Annotated in this window: 13 protein-coding genes and 1 CRISPR repeat array; of the genes, 7 read left to right on the top strand and 6 right to left on the bottom strand. The window is 62.5% G+C overall.

What is annotated here, in order from left to right; genetic code table 11:
• Nucleotides 1-209: 209 nt before the first annotated feature.
• Nucleotides 210-2,725: direct repeats of the CRISPR family, unit length 37 nt; unit sequence GTTCCGGCTAGAGCGCATTTCCTGATCTACTACGCAC.
• Nucleotides 2,726-2,797: 72 nt separating this feature from the next.
• Genes cas2 through cas9 form a run of 3 tightly spaced genes read right to left on the bottom strand, consistent with a single transcriptional unit; the run spans nt 2,798 to nt 7,262 of the window.
• Nucleotides 2,798-3,097, bottom strand: coding sequence for a CRISPR-associated endonuclease Cas2 (gene cas2, locus ACQGNJ_RS01365; RefSeq protein ID WP_426687434.1), 300 nt, complete (start codon nt 3,095-3,097; stop codon nt 2,798-2,800).
• Nucleotides 3,098-3,140: 43 nt separating this feature from the next.
• Entirely contained in the window at nt 3,141-4,088 is a 948-nt protein-coding gene (gene cas1, locus ACQGNJ_RS01360; RefSeq protein WP_426687429.1) for a type II CRISPR-associated endonuclease Cas1, read from the bottom strand.
• Between the two features lie 3 nt (nt 4,089-4,091).
• Nucleotides 4,092-7,262, bottom strand: a complete 3,171-nt coding sequence (gene cas9 / locus ACQGNJ_RS01355; RefSeq protein ID WP_426687428.1) for a type II CRISPR RNA-guided endonuclease Cas9 — start codon at nt 7,260-7,262, stop codon at nt 4,092-4,094.
• A gap of 344 nt (nt 7,263-7,606) precedes the next feature.
• Between cas9 and ACQGNJ_RS01350 the strand changes: the two genes are divergently transcribed.
• Nucleotides 7,607-7,912 carry a LysM peptidoglycan-binding domain-containing protein gene (locus ACQGNJ_RS01350; RefSeq protein ID WP_426687427.1) on the top strand — a complete coding sequence of 102 codons (306 nt, stop codon included), beginning with the start codon at nt 7,607-7,609 and terminating at the stop codon, nt 7,910-7,912.
• 59 nt (nt 7,913-7,971) lie between these two features.
• Entirely contained in the window at nt 7,972-8,475 is a 504-nt protein-coding gene (locus tag ACQGNJ_RS01345) for a hypothetical protein (protein ID WP_426687426.1), read from the top strand.
• A 74-nt stretch (nt 8,476-8,549) separates the two neighbouring features.
• Here the strand turns inward: ACQGNJ_RS01345 and ACQGNJ_RS01340 are convergent, their stop codons facing one another.
• The gene (locus ACQGNJ_RS01340; RefSeq protein WP_426687425.1) at nt 8,550-8,921 is read right to left on the bottom strand and encodes a hypothetical protein; all 372 of its coding nucleotides are present in this window, start codon (nt 8,919-8,921) and stop codon (nt 8,550-8,552) included.
• A 198-nt stretch (nt 8,922-9,119) separates the two neighbouring features.
• Between ACQGNJ_RS01340 and ACQGNJ_RS01335 the strand changes: the two genes are divergently transcribed.
• Complete coding sequence (locus ACQGNJ_RS01335) at nt 9,120-11,345, top strand: NADP-dependent isocitrate dehydrogenase (RefSeq protein WP_426687424.1); 2,226 nt, start codon at nt 9,120-9,122, stop codon at nt 11,343-11,345.
• A 115-nt stretch (nt 11,346-11,460) separates the two neighbouring features.
• Entirely contained in the window at nt 11,461-12,474 is a 1,014-nt protein-coding gene (locus tag ACQGNJ_RS01330; RefSeq protein ID WP_426687423.1) for a TraB/GumN family protein, read from the top strand.
• Nucleotides 12,475-12,496: 22 nt separating this feature from the next.
• Here ACQGNJ_RS01330 and ACQGNJ_RS01325 read toward each other — a convergent pair whose 3' ends face one another.
• Nucleotides 12,497-13,441 carry an aldo/keto reductase gene (locus tag ACQGNJ_RS01325; RefSeq protein WP_426687422.1) on the bottom strand — a complete coding sequence of 315 codons (945 nt, stop codon included), beginning with the start codon at nt 13,439-13,441 and terminating at the stop codon, nt 12,497-12,499.
• A gap of 108 nt (nt 13,442-13,549) precedes the next feature.
• Nucleotides 13,550-13,732, bottom strand: coding sequence for a hypothetical protein (locus ACQGNJ_RS01320; RefSeq protein WP_426687421.1), 183 nt, complete (start codon nt 13,730-13,732; stop codon nt 13,550-13,552).
• Nucleotides 13,733-13,841: 109 nt separating this feature from the next.
• On the opposite strand from ACQGNJ_RS01320, the gene ACQGNJ_RS01315 reads away from it, so the two are divergent.
• From ACQGNJ_RS01315 to ACQGNJ_RS01305, 3 genes are all read left to right on the top strand, one after another.
• Nucleotides 13,842-14,762 (top strand): LysR substrate-binding domain-containing protein, encoded by a 921-nt coding sequence (locus ACQGNJ_RS01315; protein WP_426687420.1) that lies wholly within the window; start codon nt 13,842-13,844, stop codon nt 14,760-14,762.
• A gap of 79 nt (nt 14,763-14,841) precedes the next feature.
• Nucleotides 14,842-15,954 (top strand): S-(hydroxymethyl)glutathione dehydrogenase/class III alcohol dehydrogenase, encoded by a 1,113-nt coding sequence (locus ACQGNJ_RS01310; protein ID WP_426687419.1) that lies wholly within the window; start codon nt 14,842-14,844, stop codon nt 15,952-15,954.
• A 208-nt stretch (nt 15,955-16,162) separates the two neighbouring features.
• On the top strand, nt 16,163-17,098 hold the full coding sequence (locus tag ACQGNJ_RS01305) for a class I SAM-dependent methyltransferase (protein ID WP_426687418.1): 936 nt from the start codon (nt 16,163-16,165) through the stop codon (nt 17,096-17,098).
• Nucleotides 17,099-17,116: the final 18 nt, after the last annotated feature.

Below are 17,116 nucleotides of genomic sequence, written 5' to 3'. Positions count from 1 at the left end.
GGCTGATTAGCTTGTTCAACCGCGCCACGCTTGAACTCGCTGCTGAATTTTCTTCGCTTCGACATGAACACTCCTCATCGGCCGCATCGGCCTTCTCGTAAGTGTCCGTGAAATCGGGGGTGAACCCGGCGAAGAACCGCAAGGCAGGATTTGAAGTTTTCCACCCTTTCACAACCGTCCGTGATTTCGGGGTAGAACCCGAGGTAGCAGTTCCGGCTAGAGCGCATTTCCTGATCTACTACGCACAAAATGGGGATGGATGAACGCCCTTCGCTAGTTCCGGCTAGAGCGCATTTCCTGATCTACTACGCACCAAGCTGGGGAAGGCCCGTGAAGCTGCCAGGTTCCGGCTAGAGCGCATTTCCTGATCTACTACGCACGAACGACTTGGAGATGGTGCGCGCCGGCACGTTCCGGCTAGAGCGCATTTCCTGATCTACTACGCACTGCTGAGGTAGCTGCATCGCTCGCGCTGGTGTTCCGGCTAGAGCGCATTTCCTGATCTACTACGCACGCCCACCATGGTCATCCAGACCGAACTGCAGTTCCGGCTAGAGCGCATTTCCTGATCTACTACGCACACGACACGCTGCAACTTGAGCCGCCGTTCAGTTCCGGCTAGAGCGCATTTCCTGATCTACTACGCACGCCACGCCCTGCAGGTGCCAGGGGTCGATAGTTCCGGCTAGAGCGCATTTCCTGATCTACTACGCACTGCTGCAATGCGGCCGCCCATGCGGGTATCGTTCCGGCTAGAGCGCATTTCCTGATCTACTACGCACTTACGGCCTGGCCCGTGCCTGGGATGCGGTGTTCCGGCTAGAGCGCATTTCCTGATCTACTACGCACGCCCACCATGGTCATCCAGACCGAACTGCAGTTCCGGCTAGAGCGCATTTCCTGATCTACTACGCACTACGGCGATGAAGCCTTGACCGTCAACAATGTTCCGGCTAGAGCGCATTTCCTGATCTACTACGCACTAACCACCGGAGCGCAGCAAGGCGATCTGAGTTCCGGCTAGAGCGCATTTCCTGATCTACTACGCACCCATGAAGCGCAGCTGGATGCCCTGATACGTGTTCCGGCTAGAGCGCATTTCCTGATCTACTACGCACTTTCGCCTGCTTGTACCGCTTGTGCAGGTTGTTCCGGCTAGAGCGCATTTCCTGATCTACTACGCACTGCTGCAATGCGGCCGCCCATGCGGGTATCGTTCCGGCTAGAGCGCATTTCCTGATCTACTACGCACTTACGGCCTGGCCCGTGCCTGGGATGCGGTGTTCCGGCTAGAGCGCATTTCCTGATCTACTACGCACGCCCACCATGGTCATCCAGACCGAACTGCAGTTCCGGCTAGAGCGCATTTCCTGATCTACTACGCACTACGGCGATGAAGCCTTGACCGTCAACAATGTTCCGGCTAGAGCGCATTTCCTGATCTACTACGCACTAACCACCGGAGCGCAGCAAGGCGATCTGAGTTCCGGCTAGAGCGCATTTCCTGATCTACTACGCACCCATGAAGCGCAGCTGGATGCCCTGATACGTGTTCCGGCTAGAGCGCATTTCCTGATCTACTACGCACTTTCGCCTGCTTGTACCGCTTGTGCAGGTTGTTCCGGCTAGAGCGCATTTCCTGATCTACTACGCACTCGTCGCGCACGTAGGCGATCAGATCTTCAGTTCCGGCTAGAGCGCATTTCCTGATCTACTACGCACTTCATTTCGGCGGTGTTCTCTGTCTTCATCGTTCCGGCTAGAGCGCATTTCCTGATCTACTACGCACCGCCGTGCGCGGCGAGGAATTCTTCGGCCAGTTCCGGCTAGAGCGCATTTCCTGATCTACTACGCACCGTGCTGTTCGCCGGCGTCACGTAGATGCGGTTCCGGCTAGAGCGCATTTCCTGATCTACTACGCACAAGAACGTCTTGCAGGTACTGCATGAGCACGTTCCGGCTAGAGCGCATTTCCTGATCTACTACGCACCGGTTGGTGTGCTGTCCCTTGTGCTTGGTGGTTCCGGCTAGAGCGCATTTCCTGATCTACTACGCACCGCGTCGTTGGTCTGCTGACTACGGCCATTGTTCCGGCTAGAGCGCATTTCCTGATCTACTACGCACAGCCACGACGGCCAAGAACGTGAACCACAAGTTCCGGCTAGAGCGCATTTCCTGATCTACTACGCACAGCCACGACGGCCAAGAACGTGAACCACAAGTTCCGGCTAGAGCGCATTTCCTGATCTACTACGCACGAGGTGCGCTTCGAGTGCACCGCCGACAACGTTCCGGCTAGAGCGCATTTCCTGATCTACTACGCACCCCGAGGTTGATCACACTGTCGTACAGGGAGTTCCGGCTAGAGCGCATTTCCTGATCTACTACGCACGCCGGCGATCACATCCACCGGCCCGCTCATGTTCCGGCTAGAGCGCATTTCCTGATCTACTACGCACAGTCATTTGAGGCGGCCCACGCAGCAGTTGTTCCGGCTAGAGCGCATTTCCTGATCTACTACGCACGATCCTGAAACGCAAGGCACATCGCCGTGAGTTCCGGCTAGAGCGCATTTCCTGATCTACTACGCACAGACTACGGTTCAACTGCGAGAGCGCCACCGTTCCGGCTAGAGCGCATTTCCTGATCTACTACGCACGTACAGCAGGATCAAGGCCGGCCAATACGGTTCCGGCTAGAGCGCATTTCCTGATCTACTACGCACCGCACCAGCGCAAACCCCTGTTCATACAGGGGTTTGTTGCTTTGTTGAGGTGGGGAAACGGCATGATGAGACTCAAAAGAGCTGGAACTGGTCGGGATTTTTCAGCCTTTTCTGACGCTTTCGGCGTTCGAAGCGGACGATGCCTTCGTATTGCTTGTCGGTGAAATACAGACAGTACACCCTGCCCCCAGATGGCAATACCGCTTGGACTCGGCGAGTCCAGGTGTCCGCTTGTTCCCGTCCTTCGCAGAAGCGCAGGTAGACCGAGAACTGGCAGCGTTCGAAACCAAAATCCAGCAGGTCGTGGCGAAAATTGTTGGCGGCCTTTCGGTCTTCATCGGTGAGTACCGGCAGATCGAACATGACCAACATCCACATCAGGCGGTAGGCACAAAGCGGCGGCGTTGGCCGACGCTCAGTTGGCCGCCTCCTCGTTTTCAGAGTCACGGGACTCCTCCCACAACGACGTCAATGCGGTCCTGGTGGCGGGCGGCAGCTCGATCGCGTTCTCGGGGTTTTCATAGAGCTGGGCCAGCGAAACAACCATGCGTTGAATGACCAGTCCTACGGGACTGATGCCGCGAGCTGTGAGCATGTTCCGTACCGGAAGGAGTGCGAGGGTACGTTTTGTCTCATCGTTGATTTCGGTCTTGCCGGCATCGACGAGCCTGCGGACGAAGGCGTCCACGAGGGGGCGAAAGGGTTCCATCAAGTCGTCCACCAGCCGCATCGGATTTCCCTCATTGGCATGATGCAGCGGAATACCAGGATGCAGCCCAGCCCCCATCAGCTGGCGTGCCACCGTAGCGCGTAGCACGGTGTAACCGTAGTTGAGCAGTCCATTGATGCCTTCACCGTCATGATCACGGCGGAAGGCTTTGCCAAAGAGCAGGCCCCAGTAGAGCCGGGCAGCGCGGCCCTCAACGTTGCTTGGGTCCCCGCTACGCACGGTGCTGGCAAGTCGTCGCAAAGGTGGCTCCGGACCACCGAACAAGCCCACCACAGCAGCCTGCATGCCGATTTTGGTTTGCGTTATCTGCTTCCACAGACGCTTGCGCAGCGGCAGGCTGGCACTCAACTGCGCATCCATGCGCGCGGCCTGCCGGTGGTGTCCGTCGACTGGCCAGAGCACACCGATCGGCCGATGATGCGCGCCACAAAGCACGAAAGGTGCGCCGCGTTCAGCCAGTGCCACCAGAAGGTTGTTGCTGTAGCTAAGACCATGTGCATTGCCGATGAGTGCGGCTACGTCGTCAATGGGAACTCGACCGAGCTCTTCCTTGCGATGGCTGATCACAAGGAAGCCGCGATCCAATGACAGATAGCGATTGTCGCCAGCAATTTCCACGATGCGGCCAATCATGAGTCATTCCTTGAAGCCATGATCGTTGACGTAGCCGAGGATATCCACGCCGGCAAGTCGTGCATTCATCTGCTTCAGCGAGTTTATGGATGCCTGGAGAAACTGGAGCTCGCCCTTCCTTGCGCGCGCAGACGCATTGGCCTCGTTGTGTTCCACAAGAAGAACCTTTCCTTCCGAAAATTGCGCCACTCGCATAATGCGTAGTCGTTCCTCGTGAAAGACAATGAGTGCGTCGTCCTTATGGATGCGCATCACCAACGGCTGCCCACTCTGTGCACAGGTGTTCGATGCCACAAAGGTCTTCTGGTTGGCCTCAAACAAGTTGATGACCTCTCCATCCCAACGCCCGTCCGGACGACGGGAAATTTCATAGCAGTAGTTGCCGTCACCCTTGACGTAACGGTAAGGCTTGCCGGTTCGCCGGTCATGGATGGGGATGACAGACAGACGTTCTTGTCGCAGCACGCGACGGATGCCGGTGCGGGTGGAGTAATTCAACAAAGCTGCCTTGACATCCTTGGTTGAGGACAGTGGTGCCAGGAGCTGAGAGATCTCTGCACGCAGCATTTCGTCCGCGATGCTGTCGGCGTCGGAAGCCTTGCTCATCGAATCCAGCGGGACACGGCGGCCCACCAGCGGATTGCCACGTTTGTCCGGACCATCGCGCCAACCGTAGTTGGTGTCGTTATGCAGAGCAGCTTGTTTGCCGTGATCGGGTTTGTGCGATACGACTACTTGCGCAAGGCTGTTTCGCAGGTCATCCCGAAAGCTTGGCCATGGCAGCTCAAGTCCTTCAAGCAGCCGTTGCTCACCCTTGTCTTCGGCACGTGCGGCAGCGGTGGCGATGCGCTGGATAAGACTGCGGCTGCACAAGCCAATAACGGCAGCATCGAGTGCATGGTGGCGGTGATCCTCGCGGTTCTTCTGGCTGTCATCGGACAGGAGCGGATTCAGTCCGAACTTGCCGCGAATCATCCCGGTCAGTTTGCCGCTGGATACCCACACGCAGTTGGGCGGGCAGATGGCGCTCAGGTATTGCTTCGCGGCGCGGCCAAGATAGGCGGTATCGGTGAGGTGTCGAGCCAGGAAGTCCTTGTCGCCGAGGAAGGTTTCCAGCGCGCTTTCCTGGAACAGCTTGCGCTTGTGTGCGGGCAAGCGTTCGGCGCGTTCCACGATGGCATCCCAACGCTCGGTGTGGCCAAAAGCCTCGAACGGCGTGCGATTGCCCTTGTCGCGATTGCCTTGGCGTGTGCACAAGAGCTTGTTGCCGATCCCGTCATGCAGCGACCGCGAGAAGGGAAGAACGTGATCAATTTCCACTTCGTCACTGAACAACGCAGCCTTGCTCAGGCGCTTGCCGCTATATATGCAATAGCGGTCGAGCGCGTCGTCCTTGCCCAGTTCTTCCCACAGTTGCAACTTGAGGCGGTTTTCGCGACTGACCCGCACGCCTAGACGCTCAAGTTCGGCGTTGTAGCGCTCATTGCGCTGCTGGTTTTCAGCTTGTTGCTTGGTGATCTCGCGGCGCTTTTCCCCCGATGCACCGAACTCGCGAGTCAGTTCGATCACGATTTGATGAGGATGGCCGTAACGCTTGATGATCGCATTCATCAGCTGCCGTATCTGATTGAGGCCAATGTGCACGGTGGGGTTGGGGATCTTGCCGTACTTCCTCTCCGATTCGTCCCTTGCCATGTCGGCGGGCGAGGTATAGCCGCGAAGCAACTCGCCGTAATAGGGCAGCTGTGGATGGAATACGCCATCGTAGAACTGTGAGTGATGGTTGTACCCGGCCCGGGTTACAGCAACGTCGTAGGTAATCACTTCGTGTTCGAGCTCGGGCACGAGGTGAGCCAAGGCTTTCAGGCTGAGGCTTCCGTAGTCATCGGGAAGCCGGAAGTTGGCCAGAGCCCGTGCCGTCTCCGGCGCAATTGCAAATGGCAGCTTTCTCAATCCATCGAGAATGCTCCCGGCATCATGTTGCTTGCCCAAGATCTTCTCAGCTTGGGTGGTGCTGCCCGGCAATGCGACAAGTGCTTCGATGAGTGTGTCGGTCTGATCAGCCTGTTCGACGAGCACCGCAAGGGCCTGTTGAACTTCCGGTTTCAATGCATGCCAGCGAGGGCCGAGTGCACCTTCCGACGCGAAGCTGGCCGCTATGACGTCATTTTTCAACCCACGGCGCTTGTCGTCATTGCCGAAGTTGAATTCCTTCGCATTGTGCAAGCCGGCAGCCTTTGCCAGTTGAGCAAAGGTCACTGGGCCTGGCGCTTGGCTCAGTCGCTGCAGCATGCGGTTGCGCTCGTCCAGTGAGAGCGGACGTTGACCGATGCTTTCCTTTACGCGCAGATTGTTCAGCTCCTGCAGAATACGGAAGCGCTGCTGCAAAGGTGAGCAAAGCCGGGCGCGATATTCTTCCGGTTCAAACAGGCATCGTCCCGGCTGTACAGGCAGGAGGCGACGCTGGAACAGCATGGTGTCGCGCAGGTAGTCATGGGCCTCGCGGGTCAGCGCGGCTGGATGATGTGGTTGCTGGGCAGCCCACAGCACATCAAATTCCGCGGCCACCATGTCGCGTTGCAGGTACAGCACGTATTGACCGTCGCTGCTGCGTCGAGCCCGCACAGGCAAGCGGTCAGCGTGCTGGCGGGCAAGGTATTCACCCACTGTCCGGCACCCGGCCTCAGCAATGCGGGACTTGAGTGCGGCAATGGCAGCATGAACCTTGCCGGCCTCCTTCTCGGATTCGGGATCGCGGCCATCCTTGCGACTGCTGCGGAAGCCGCGCTTGCGCGCAAGGTGGTAGATGGCACGGCCGAGTTCATGCAGGGTGAGCGGCTGATCCAAACCACGTGCACGCAGTTCATACGGATCGTTGCTTTGCAGGGCTTTGCGCTCGGCGTCATCAGCGGGCATGAGGCCAAAACGGGCCAGGCCTTGAAGGAGTCGATGGCGGCGCTTGAGTACGCGATCGCGTCGTCGTCGCATCTGGCGCGCCGCTCTTCGATCAGCGGCCTTCGAGGCGAGAGTCTTCGGGTCGCGACCATCGGAAAAAATCCGCGAACCGAGACGCTTTATGGCGTCTGGTTCATCGTTGTCGTTGAGCCGATAGATGCACCAGCCGAGCGAGTTGGCGCCCATGTCGAGCGCGAGGCGATACTTGATCCTTGCCATACGTCCCCCTTGACGTTCCTGAAAGTTGACCGTACCTTAATCCGCACTAGCAGATCAGGAAATGCGCTCTTTCCGTTAACAAGCTGAAAGATGCACCAAATCAGACAGGGCCGGGCAACCGGCCTTTGTCGTTTCTATCATCTGACTTTCTTGAATCCTGAGACGAGGCGAATCGGCTCAGGCACCGCAACAGCCAAAGTACCCACGCGGATTCCAGAGGATGAGCCTAATCTCTTCCTCGTAAGGTCGGCTCGTAGGCTGAACGCTTCGTCAACACGCTCACAAGCCGTTAACTGCGCGGCCGTTACCAATGGCTCCTCTTTCCAGAGACGGAGCCAGAGTTCATGGGCAACGAAACGAACAAGCCGGACTTCTCCGACGTGCGCAGCGAAGTGCGCAGCCAGGCGGCGCAGATGCCGCCCGCCGCCAAGGCGGATTTCAGCGACGTGCAATCGCATGTCGGTTGTTCCGTCGCCGACGAATCCGCGATCTACGAGGTGGTGGCTGGCGACAACCTGTCGAAGATTGCCAAACACTTTTATGGCAACGCGAATGCGTGGAAATCGATCTTCGACGCGAACCGCGATCAGCTCACCGATCCGGACCGGATCAAGCCTGGTCAGATGCTGAAGATTCCCGCCAGGGCCTGATGCGCCATGGTGACGCCTGCCATTCCCGAATGCCCCCATCCCCGAACAGGAGACGCCACATGAAAACCCTTCGCCAACCGCTGATGCTCGCCGTATCGCTGGCTGCCGCTCTCGCGCTGGGTGGCTGCGGCAAGACCGACCAATCGGCTTCGCCGATTCCGGCCACCCCGCCACCGGAGGCCACTGCGCCGGCCACGCCGCCCGCCACCATGGCGCCCGCGCCGGAGACCGGCGCCGGCATGATCAGCTTCAGTTCGCTGCAGCTGGGCTCCAAGGTCGACGACAACAACAAGATCGCTGCCAGCGGCGACACCTTCGCGCCGAAGGACAGCATCTATGCCTCGGTCGACACCAGTGGCAGCGGCAGCGGCACGCTGGCGGCCAAGTGGACCTATCAGGACGGCCAGACCGTGCACGAAGACAGCAAGATGCTGGACGCGACGGGTCCGCAAACCACCGTGTTCATGATCAGCAAGCCGGCCGGATTCCCCGCCGGCAACTACAAGGTGGAGATCACGCTGGACGGCAAGCAGGTCGCCAGCAAGGACTTCGCGGTCAAGTAAGCCGTTCCGGCGATCACGGAAGCGGACGAGGGCGCGGCCATGCCGCGCCCTCGTCGTTGCTGCGTGCCAGGAAATCACGCCATGGTTGCGGCGGCAGCTTCCGGCTGCAGCATCAGTCCGGTGTCGCGCCGGAACTGCTCGGCCAGGCGCTGCCGCTGCGCAGCCTGTTCCTCCGCGGAACGGCCAAGGCCGTGCAGTTCGACGTGCCGCCACACGGCGAGACTGGCCAGCTGGGTGCCGATCACTTCGGAGCGGCGGCGGCTGTCGCCCTGCCAGAACACGGCGACCCAGCCCTCCTCTTCGGCGGCGTGCAATTCGTCCACCGGCAGGATCAGCGTGCCGTCGATCAGCGACAGCGCGCATTCGTGGCCGTCGGCGTGCTGGCAGGTATACAGCGGTTGCAGTTGCGCGATGAAATCGACGATGGACTGGCTCAACTGACTCATGGTGCTTCCTTGTCATGGTTGTTGATCTGGATTCAAGCCGGGCACCTCGAGCGGCTGGTGCGACCGTGATGGCCGGCGCATTCTGGCATGGCGCGGGGTTCGCGCGCCGTGCGCGGTGGCCGGCAACGGGCATTCGCGCGACAATGGGCAGTCCTCTTCTGCGGTTATGCCGCCCTCGCCAGGGAATCCCCGCTCGCCATGTCCAACACGCCCAAGATCATCTACACGCTGACCGATGAAGCGCCATTCCTGGCCACGCAATCGCTGCTGCCGATCGTGGCGGCATTCGCCGGCACCGCGGGCATCCGGCTGGAGACGCGCGACATCTCGCTGGCCGCTCGCATCATCGCGCTGTTTCCCGAGCGGCTGCAGCAGGGCCAGCGCATTGCCGACGACCTGGCCGAGCTGGGCCAGCTGGCCACCACGCCGGAAGCGAACATCATCAAGCTGCCGAACATCAGTGCCTCGATGCCGCAGCTGAAAGCCGCGATCAGGGAATTGCAGGGCCAGGGCTATGCGCTGCCGGACTATCCGGACGAGCCGAAGGACGCCGACGAGAAAGACATCAAGGCACGCTACGACCGGGTCAAGGGCAGCGCGGTGAACCCGGTGCTGCGCGAAGGCAATTCGGATCGCCGCGCGCCGGTGTCGGTGAAGAACTATGCGCGCAAGCATCCGCACAAGATGGGCGCGTGGAGCAAGGACTCGCAGACCCACGTGGCGCACATGGACGGCGGCGATTTCTACGGCAGCGAGAAATCCAACGTGGTCGAGCAGGCCGGCAATGTCAGCATCGAATGGTTCGGCAAGGACGGCAGCCACAGCGTGCTGAAACCGAAGACCGCGCTGCTGGCCGGCGAGATCATCGACGCGTCGGTGATGAGCCGCAGGGCGCTGGCTGCCTTCATCGATACGCAGATTGCCGACGCCAGGCAGCGCGGCGTGCTGTTCTCGCTGCACCTGAAAGCCACCATGATGAAGGTCTCCGACCCGATCATGTTCGGCGTGGTGGTGGGCGAGTTCTACAAGGACGTGCTGGCGAAGCATGCCGACGCGCTGAAGCAGGTCGGCTTCAATCCGAACAACGGCATCGGCGACCTGTATTCGCGCCTGGGCTCGTTGCCGGAAGCGGCGCAGGCGGCGATCAAGGCCGACCTCGACGCCGAATATGCGCAGCGTCCCGGCGTGGCGATGGTCAACTCCGACAAGGGCATCACCAACCTGCACGTGCCCAGCGACGTGATCATCGACGCCTCGATGCCGGCGATGATCCGCGACTCCGGCAAGATGTGGAACGCCAAGGGCGAACTGCAGGACATCAAGGCGGTGATCCCCGATCGCAGCTACGCCGGCGTGTACCAGGCAACCATCGAAGACTGCAAGGCGCATGGCGCGTTCGACCCGGCCACCATGGGCAGCGTGCCGAACGTGGGCCTGATGGCGCAGGCGGCCGAGGAATACGGCTCGCACGACAAGACCTTCCAGATCGCCGGCGACGGCACGGTCAAGGTGATCGATGACGCCGGCACGGTGCTGCTGCAGCATGAGGTGGAGGCCGGCGACATCTGGCGCATGTGCCAGACCAAGGATGCGCCGATCCAGGACTGGGTGAAGCTGGCGGTCGGCCGCGCGCGGCATACCCCGGCGGTGTTCTGGCTCGACCCGCAGCGCGCGCACGACGCGCAGGTGATCGCCAAGGTCGAGCGCTACCTCAAGGCTTACGACATCAGCGGGCTGGACATCCGCATCATGGATCCGGTGGCAGCCACGAAGTTCTCGCTGCAGCGCATCCGCCAGGGCCTGGACACCATCTCGGTCACCGGCAACGTGCTGCGCGACTACCTCACCGACCTGTTCCCGATCATGGAACTGGGCACCAGCGCGAAGATGCTCTCGATCGTGCCGCTGATGGCCGGCGGCGGCCTGTTCGAGACCGGCGCCGGCGGCTCCGCGCCCAAGCACGTGCAGCAGTTCCTGGAAGAGAACTACCTGCGCTGGGATTCGCTTGGTGAATTTCTGGCGCTGGCCGCCTCGCTCGAACACCTCGGCAGTCGTTACGGCAACGCCGAGGTGGATGTGCTGGCCAAGACGCTGGACCAGGCCAATGGCAAGTTCCTCGACACCGACAAGTCACCCTCGCGCAAGGTCGGCGGCATCGACAACCGCGGCAGCCACTTCTACCTCGCCATGTACTGGGCCCAGGCGCTGGCCGCGCAGGACGTGAATGCCGCGTTGAAGGCGAAATTCGCACCGCTGGCCAAGGCCCTGACCGACAACGAGGCGAAGATCGTCGCCGAGCTTGCCGAGGTTCAGGGCCACAGCGTCGAGATCGGTGGCTACTACCACCCCGACCTGGCCAAGGTCGGCCAGGCGATGCGTCCCAGTGCCACATTGAACGCGGCGCTGGCGCAACTGTCCAAGTGAGGCACTGAAGTTCGTTCGCGAAAGAAGCGGGGCGCCGATCGGCGCCCCGACTTCATTGCGTGGACGGAACGGTCGACCACGGCGACCACATGATCTGGCAACGGAGTGATTCACGATGCGTGTCTGGCGAAGGATGGGTTCGCTGCTGTTGATCGCCTGTGCGCCGGCGTTCGCGCAGTCGGTGGCCGTGCCGACCGCGCCGGTGCCGGCGCAGGTGGCCGACCTGCCGGCGGTGGTGGTCAGCGGCGTGCAGCCGGGTCCGGGATTGTGGAAGGTGAGCAAGGGTGCCCATGTGCTGTGGGTGCTCGGCACGCTGTCGCCGGTGCCGCGCGACATGCAGTGGCAATCGCAGGAGATGGAGCAGGTGATCGGCGCGTCGCAGCAGGTGCTGCTGGCACCCTCGCTCAAGCTCGACGCCCGCGTGGGCTTCTTTGGAAAGCTGTTCCTGCTGCCCTCGGCCTACAGCGCGCGCAAGAACGACGATGGCCGGACCTTGCAGGAAGTACTTCCGCCAGCGGTGTACGCGCGTTGGCAGGTGCTCAAGCAGAAGTATCTTGGCCGTGATCGGGGCATCGAGCGCTGGCGTCCGCTGTTCGCCTCGGAGGAGCTGTATCACAAGGCACTCAAGGCCAACGGACTGAGTCGCTCCGGCGGGGTGCGGGCGAACATCGACGCACTGGCAAAGCGCTTCGGCGTCGCGGAAACACCGGTGGAATACCGCGTGGTGATCGAGCATCCGCGTGACGCGATCAAGGCCTTCAAGCAGGCTGCGCCGCACGATACCACCTGCTTCATCCGTACCCTGGACAGCGTCGAACACGACATGCCGGCGATGGCCGCGCGCGCGAATGCGTGGGCCACCGGTGACCTGCAGGCGTTGCGTCAGCTGCCCGACAGTGATCGCCATGATGCCTGCGTGGCGGCGGTGGCAGGGGCCGGCTTTGCGCAGACGCTGGGCTTGAACGACCTGCCGGCCAGGCTGCGCGCGACCTGGCTGGCCGCAGCACGCAAGGCGCTGGCCGGCAACGTGCAGACTTTCGCCTTGCTGCCGATGGACGAATTGCTGAAACCGGACGGCTACCTGACCACGCTGCAAGCGGAGGGTTACCAGGTCGAAGCGCCGGAGTGAGCCACCCGCCGCAGACGGCAGGTCAGGCGCTGGCGAGATCGAGCTGCGCGACCTCGTTGTCGCTCAAGGCCAGCGCGGTGGCGCCCAGCAATTCGCGCAGCTGTTCCACGCTGGTCGCGCTGACGATCGGCGCGGTGAGGCCGGGCCGGGCGATCAGCCAGGCCAGCGCCACCTGCGCCGGCGTGGCGCCATGCGTGGCGGCCACCGCATCGAGTGCCGCCAGCACCTGCAGGCCGCGTGGGTCGAGATATTTCTGCACCGCGCCGCCGCGGGCCGAACTCTTGGCCAGGTCCGCCGCGCTGCGGTACTTGCCGCTGAGGAAGCCGCTGGCCAGCGCGTAGTAGCTGATCACGCCGATGTTCTCGCGGCGGATCAGCGGCTCCAGTTCCTGCTCGTAACCGGCGCGGCTGACCAGGTTGTATTCGGGCTGCAGGCTTTCGTAGCGTGGCAGGCCATGCTGCCGGGACAGGGCCAGCGCATCGGCGAAGCGGGCGGCGCTGAAGTTGGAGGCGCCGATCACGCGCACCTTGCCCGCCTCGACCAGGCGGGCGAACGCGCCCAGGGTTTCTGCCATCGGCACGCTGGCGTCGTCCTCATGCGCCTGGTACAGGTCGATGCAGTCGATCTGCAGACGCTGCAGCGAGCCGTCCACCGCCTGCCGGATGTTCACCGGCGACAGGCCCGGGTGCTCGGCCCATTTGGCGACCTTGGTGGCGATCACCACACGGTCGCGCTTGCCGCTCTTCTTTAGCCACTTGCCGATGATGGTTTCCGACTCGCCGCCGGCGTTGCCCGGCACCCAGGCCGAATAGACGTCGGCGGTGTCGATCAGGTTGCCGCCGGCATCGACGAAGGCGTCAAGCAGTTCGAACGAACGCTTCTCGTCGGCGCTCCAGCCGAACACGTTGCCGCCGAAGGCGAGCGGGGCGATGGAAAGCGGCGAATGGCCGAGTGGACGCTGCTGCATGGAATACCCCGGATGACGGCGAACGAAGAGTCCGCGCGCGGCCCGGCAGGTCGCGCGCGATGCAATCGAAGTGGCTGCATATCCGCGGTATTCAAGCCCGGGCGAGGTTCAGCGCGGACCCGCGATGCGTGGCCACACGTGGGCGCAGCACGCCAGCACGGTGGGTTTGGCCAGGGTGACGTTCTTGCCCTCTTGCACCGGTTTGGCCGGGGCATCGGGCTGCCAGTCCAGGTCTTCCTTGTGCAGCAGATGACCGTGCAGGAACAGCAGATCTTTCCACAACGAGTTCATCGGGGCGCCTCCTTGGGAGGACTAATGGCTTGGGGAGAGCTCAAGATACGCACGCCGTGGACCGCCAAAAAGCGATATATTCGCAAGCCAGGCTTGAGGAATTTTCAAGATGGGAAAGTTGCCGCTGGGCCTGTTGCAGCAGTTCGTGCAGGTCGCCCGGCAAGGCAACCTGTCGCGTGCCGCGGCGCAGGCGAACCTCACCGTCAGTGCGCTCAGCCACCAGATGCGCCAGCTGGAAGAACGCCTGGAGCGGCGCCTGTTCGAGCGCGGTCCGCGCGGCGTGACGCTGACCGTCGAAGGCTGCCGCCTGCTGGAAGCGGTCGGCGGGCATTTCGACGGCATCGAGCAGGCGCTGGCGGCTTATCGCACGCGCCACCACGACGCGCTCACGCTCAGCGCCAGCCCCGGCATCATGTCGAGCTGGCTGGTGCCGCGGCTGCCGCGGCTGGTGGCCGCGCATCCGGAGCTGGAACTCAGCCTGCAGTCGGGTTCGACCCTGGTGAATTTCGAGCGCGAACCGGTGGATGTTGCCCTGCGCTACGGCCGCGGCGAGTGGGCCGGCCTGCACAGCGAGCGGCTGTTCGGCGAATGGATCGCGCCGGTGGCCGCGCCCGAACTGGTGGCGCGGATGGGCGACACCGATCCCCGCGATCTGTCGCGCTGGCCGCTGCTCGGCGAGCCGGCGCCGTCGACGCGATGGGACGACTGGTTCAACCGTAGCGGCGGCATGCGACCGAAGCGTTACGTGGCCCAGTTCGACAGCCTCGATGCGCTGCGCCATGCCGCGCTGGAAGGCCTCGGCGTGGCGCTGGGACGGATGGTGACGTCGAAGTCGCTGATCGACGCCGGCCGGCTGCAGGTGCTGGGCGAACGCTACCTGGCGGTCAAGGAGGCGTACTGGCTGGTGTATCCGCCACGCTCGCAGGAGCATCGCGGCCTGCAGCTGTTTCGCGAATGGCTGCTGGCCGAGGCGGACGACTACGGGCGGCAGATGTCGGCGTTCCGGCCCGATGACACGGCGATCGACTGATGCGGTTTACCATGGGGGGACGGCGGCATCAAGTTGCCACTTGATGCCCTCCGCCCACCCCAAGGAGTTGAACTGAACCATGAAATCACGCGCCGCCGTCGCCTGGGAAGCAGGCAAGCCGCTCACCATCGAACAGGTCGACGTGGCCGGGCCGAAGGCCGGCGAGGTGCTGGTGCGCATCGTCGCCACCGGCGTCTGCCACACCGATGCGTTCACCCTGTCCGGTGCCGATCCGGAGGGCATGTTCCCGGTGATCCTCGGCCACGAGGGTGGCGGCATCGTCGAGGAGGTGGGCGAAGGCGTGACCTCGCTGCAGGTCGGCGATCACGTGATTCCGCTTTACACGCCCGAATGCGGCGAGTGCAAGTTCTGCCTGTCCGGCAAGACCAACCTGTGCCAGAAGATCCGTGTCACCCAGGGCCAGGGTCTGATGCCCGACGGCACCTCGCGTTTTTCCTTGAATGGCAAGCCGCTGCTGCATTACATGGGCACCAGCACCTTCAGCGAATACACCGTGCTGCCGGAAATCTCGCTGGCGAAGATCAACAAGGCGGCGCCGCTGGAAAAAGTCTGCCTGCTCGGTTGCGGCATCACCACCGGCATCGGCGCGGTGCTGAATACCGCGAAGGTCGAGCCGGGTGCTTCGGTGGCGGTGTTCGGCATGGGCGGCATCGGTCTGTCGGTGGTGCAGGGCGCGGTGATGGCGAAGGCCGGGCGCATCGTGGTGGTGGACACCAACCCGGCCAAGTTCGAGATGGCCAAACTGCTCGGCGCAACGGACTTCATCAACCCGAAGGATTACCCGGACACGCCGATCCAGCAGGTGATCGTCGAACTCACCGACGGCGGCGTGGATTATTCGTTCGAGTGCATCGGCAACGTGCACGTGATGCGCGCGGCGCTGGAGTGCTGCCACAAGGGCTGGGGCGAGTCGATCATCATCGGCGTGGCCGGCGCGGGGCAGGAAATCAGCACGCGACCGTTCCAGCTGGTCACCGGTCGGGTCTGGCGCGGTTCGGCGTTCGGCGGGGTGAAGGGCCGCTCGCAGCTGCCCGGCTACGTCGAGCGCTACCTGGCCGGCGAGATCAGGATCGACGAAATGATCACCGAAGTGCTGCCGCTGGAACGCATCAACGACGCCTTCGAGCTGATGCACGAAGGCAAGGTGATCCGTTCGGTCATCCACTACTGACGTAGAATGGGCAGGCGCCGCCAGCCCTCCACGCTGGCGGCGTTTGTCGTTTCCATGCACGCCCCTGCCGGGCCTCGGGTCGTTCCCGGAACGGTGTCGGCGGCGGTGGCTTCCTTGCCGATGGTTGCCGCCAGCTCCACGGGGTGTGCACATGCGTTTCGTGATATTTCAAATCTGTCCGGCCAGCCCACAGGCCAAGGAGTCGACGATGATTCGTGCAATAGCAATGGCAAGAACTGGCTGGGTCGGCATGGCGGCAGCGTTGCTGCTGACCTCTGCGCTGGTCTTGCCCGGGCTTGCCGACGCGCAGGTCACGCACGCCGGATCGGTCGAGTCGGATCAGCCGGTGGACGAACTGGTGCCGCCGACCAGCGCCAGCGATTTCACCGCGTCGCAGCTGGACAACGTGCTGGCCGGCAGCTGGCGATCCGCTGCCAACAAGGCGCGCGACGAGTACCGTCACCCCAAGGCCACCTTGCAGTTCTTCGGCGTGCGGCCCGACCAGACGGTGATCGAGATCACCCCCGGCGGCGGCTGGTACGCCGAGATCCTGGCGCCGCTGCTGAACGACAACGGGCACTACATTGCCGCGGAGAAAGCCCCGGCATCGGACGGCGAGGCGCGCAGCGATGACAGCGCGCTGCGCAGGAAATTCGCCGCCGATCCGGCGCGCTACGGCAACGCGCGGATCGTTGAATTCGACGGCGCCGCGCCGAAGTTCGGTGTGCCCGCCTCGGCCGACGTGGTGCTGACCTTTCGCAACGTGCACAACTGGGTGATGGCCGATACGGCACCGGCAATGTTCAAGGCGTTCTTCAATGTGCTCAAGCCCGGTGGCGTGCTCGGTGTAGTCGACCACCGCGCCGCTGATGGCAGCGCGCTCGATGCGGTGAAGGGCAGTGGCTACCTGCCGACCTCCTACGTGGTGAAGCTGGCCATCGATGCCGGCTTCGCGCTGGACGGCAGCAGCGAGGTCAATGCCAATCCGAAGGACACCCGCGATCACCCGAAGGGCGTGTGGACGCTGCCGCCCACGCTGAGCCTGGGCGACCAGGACAAGGCGAAGTACCTGGCCATTGGCGAGTCGGACCGGATGACACTGAAGTTCGTCAAGCCAGCCACCAAGGGGGACGGAGGGCATTAAGTAGCTACTTAATGCCCT

The organism is Rhodanobacter ginsengiterrae (assembly GCF_050026815.1).
Taxonomy (GTDB): Bacteria; Pseudomonadota; Gammaproteobacteria; order Xanthomonadales; family Rhodanobacteraceae; genus Rhodanobacter; species Rhodanobacter ginsengiterrae.
This window is presented reverse-complemented; position numbering and strand designations above follow the sequence as displayed.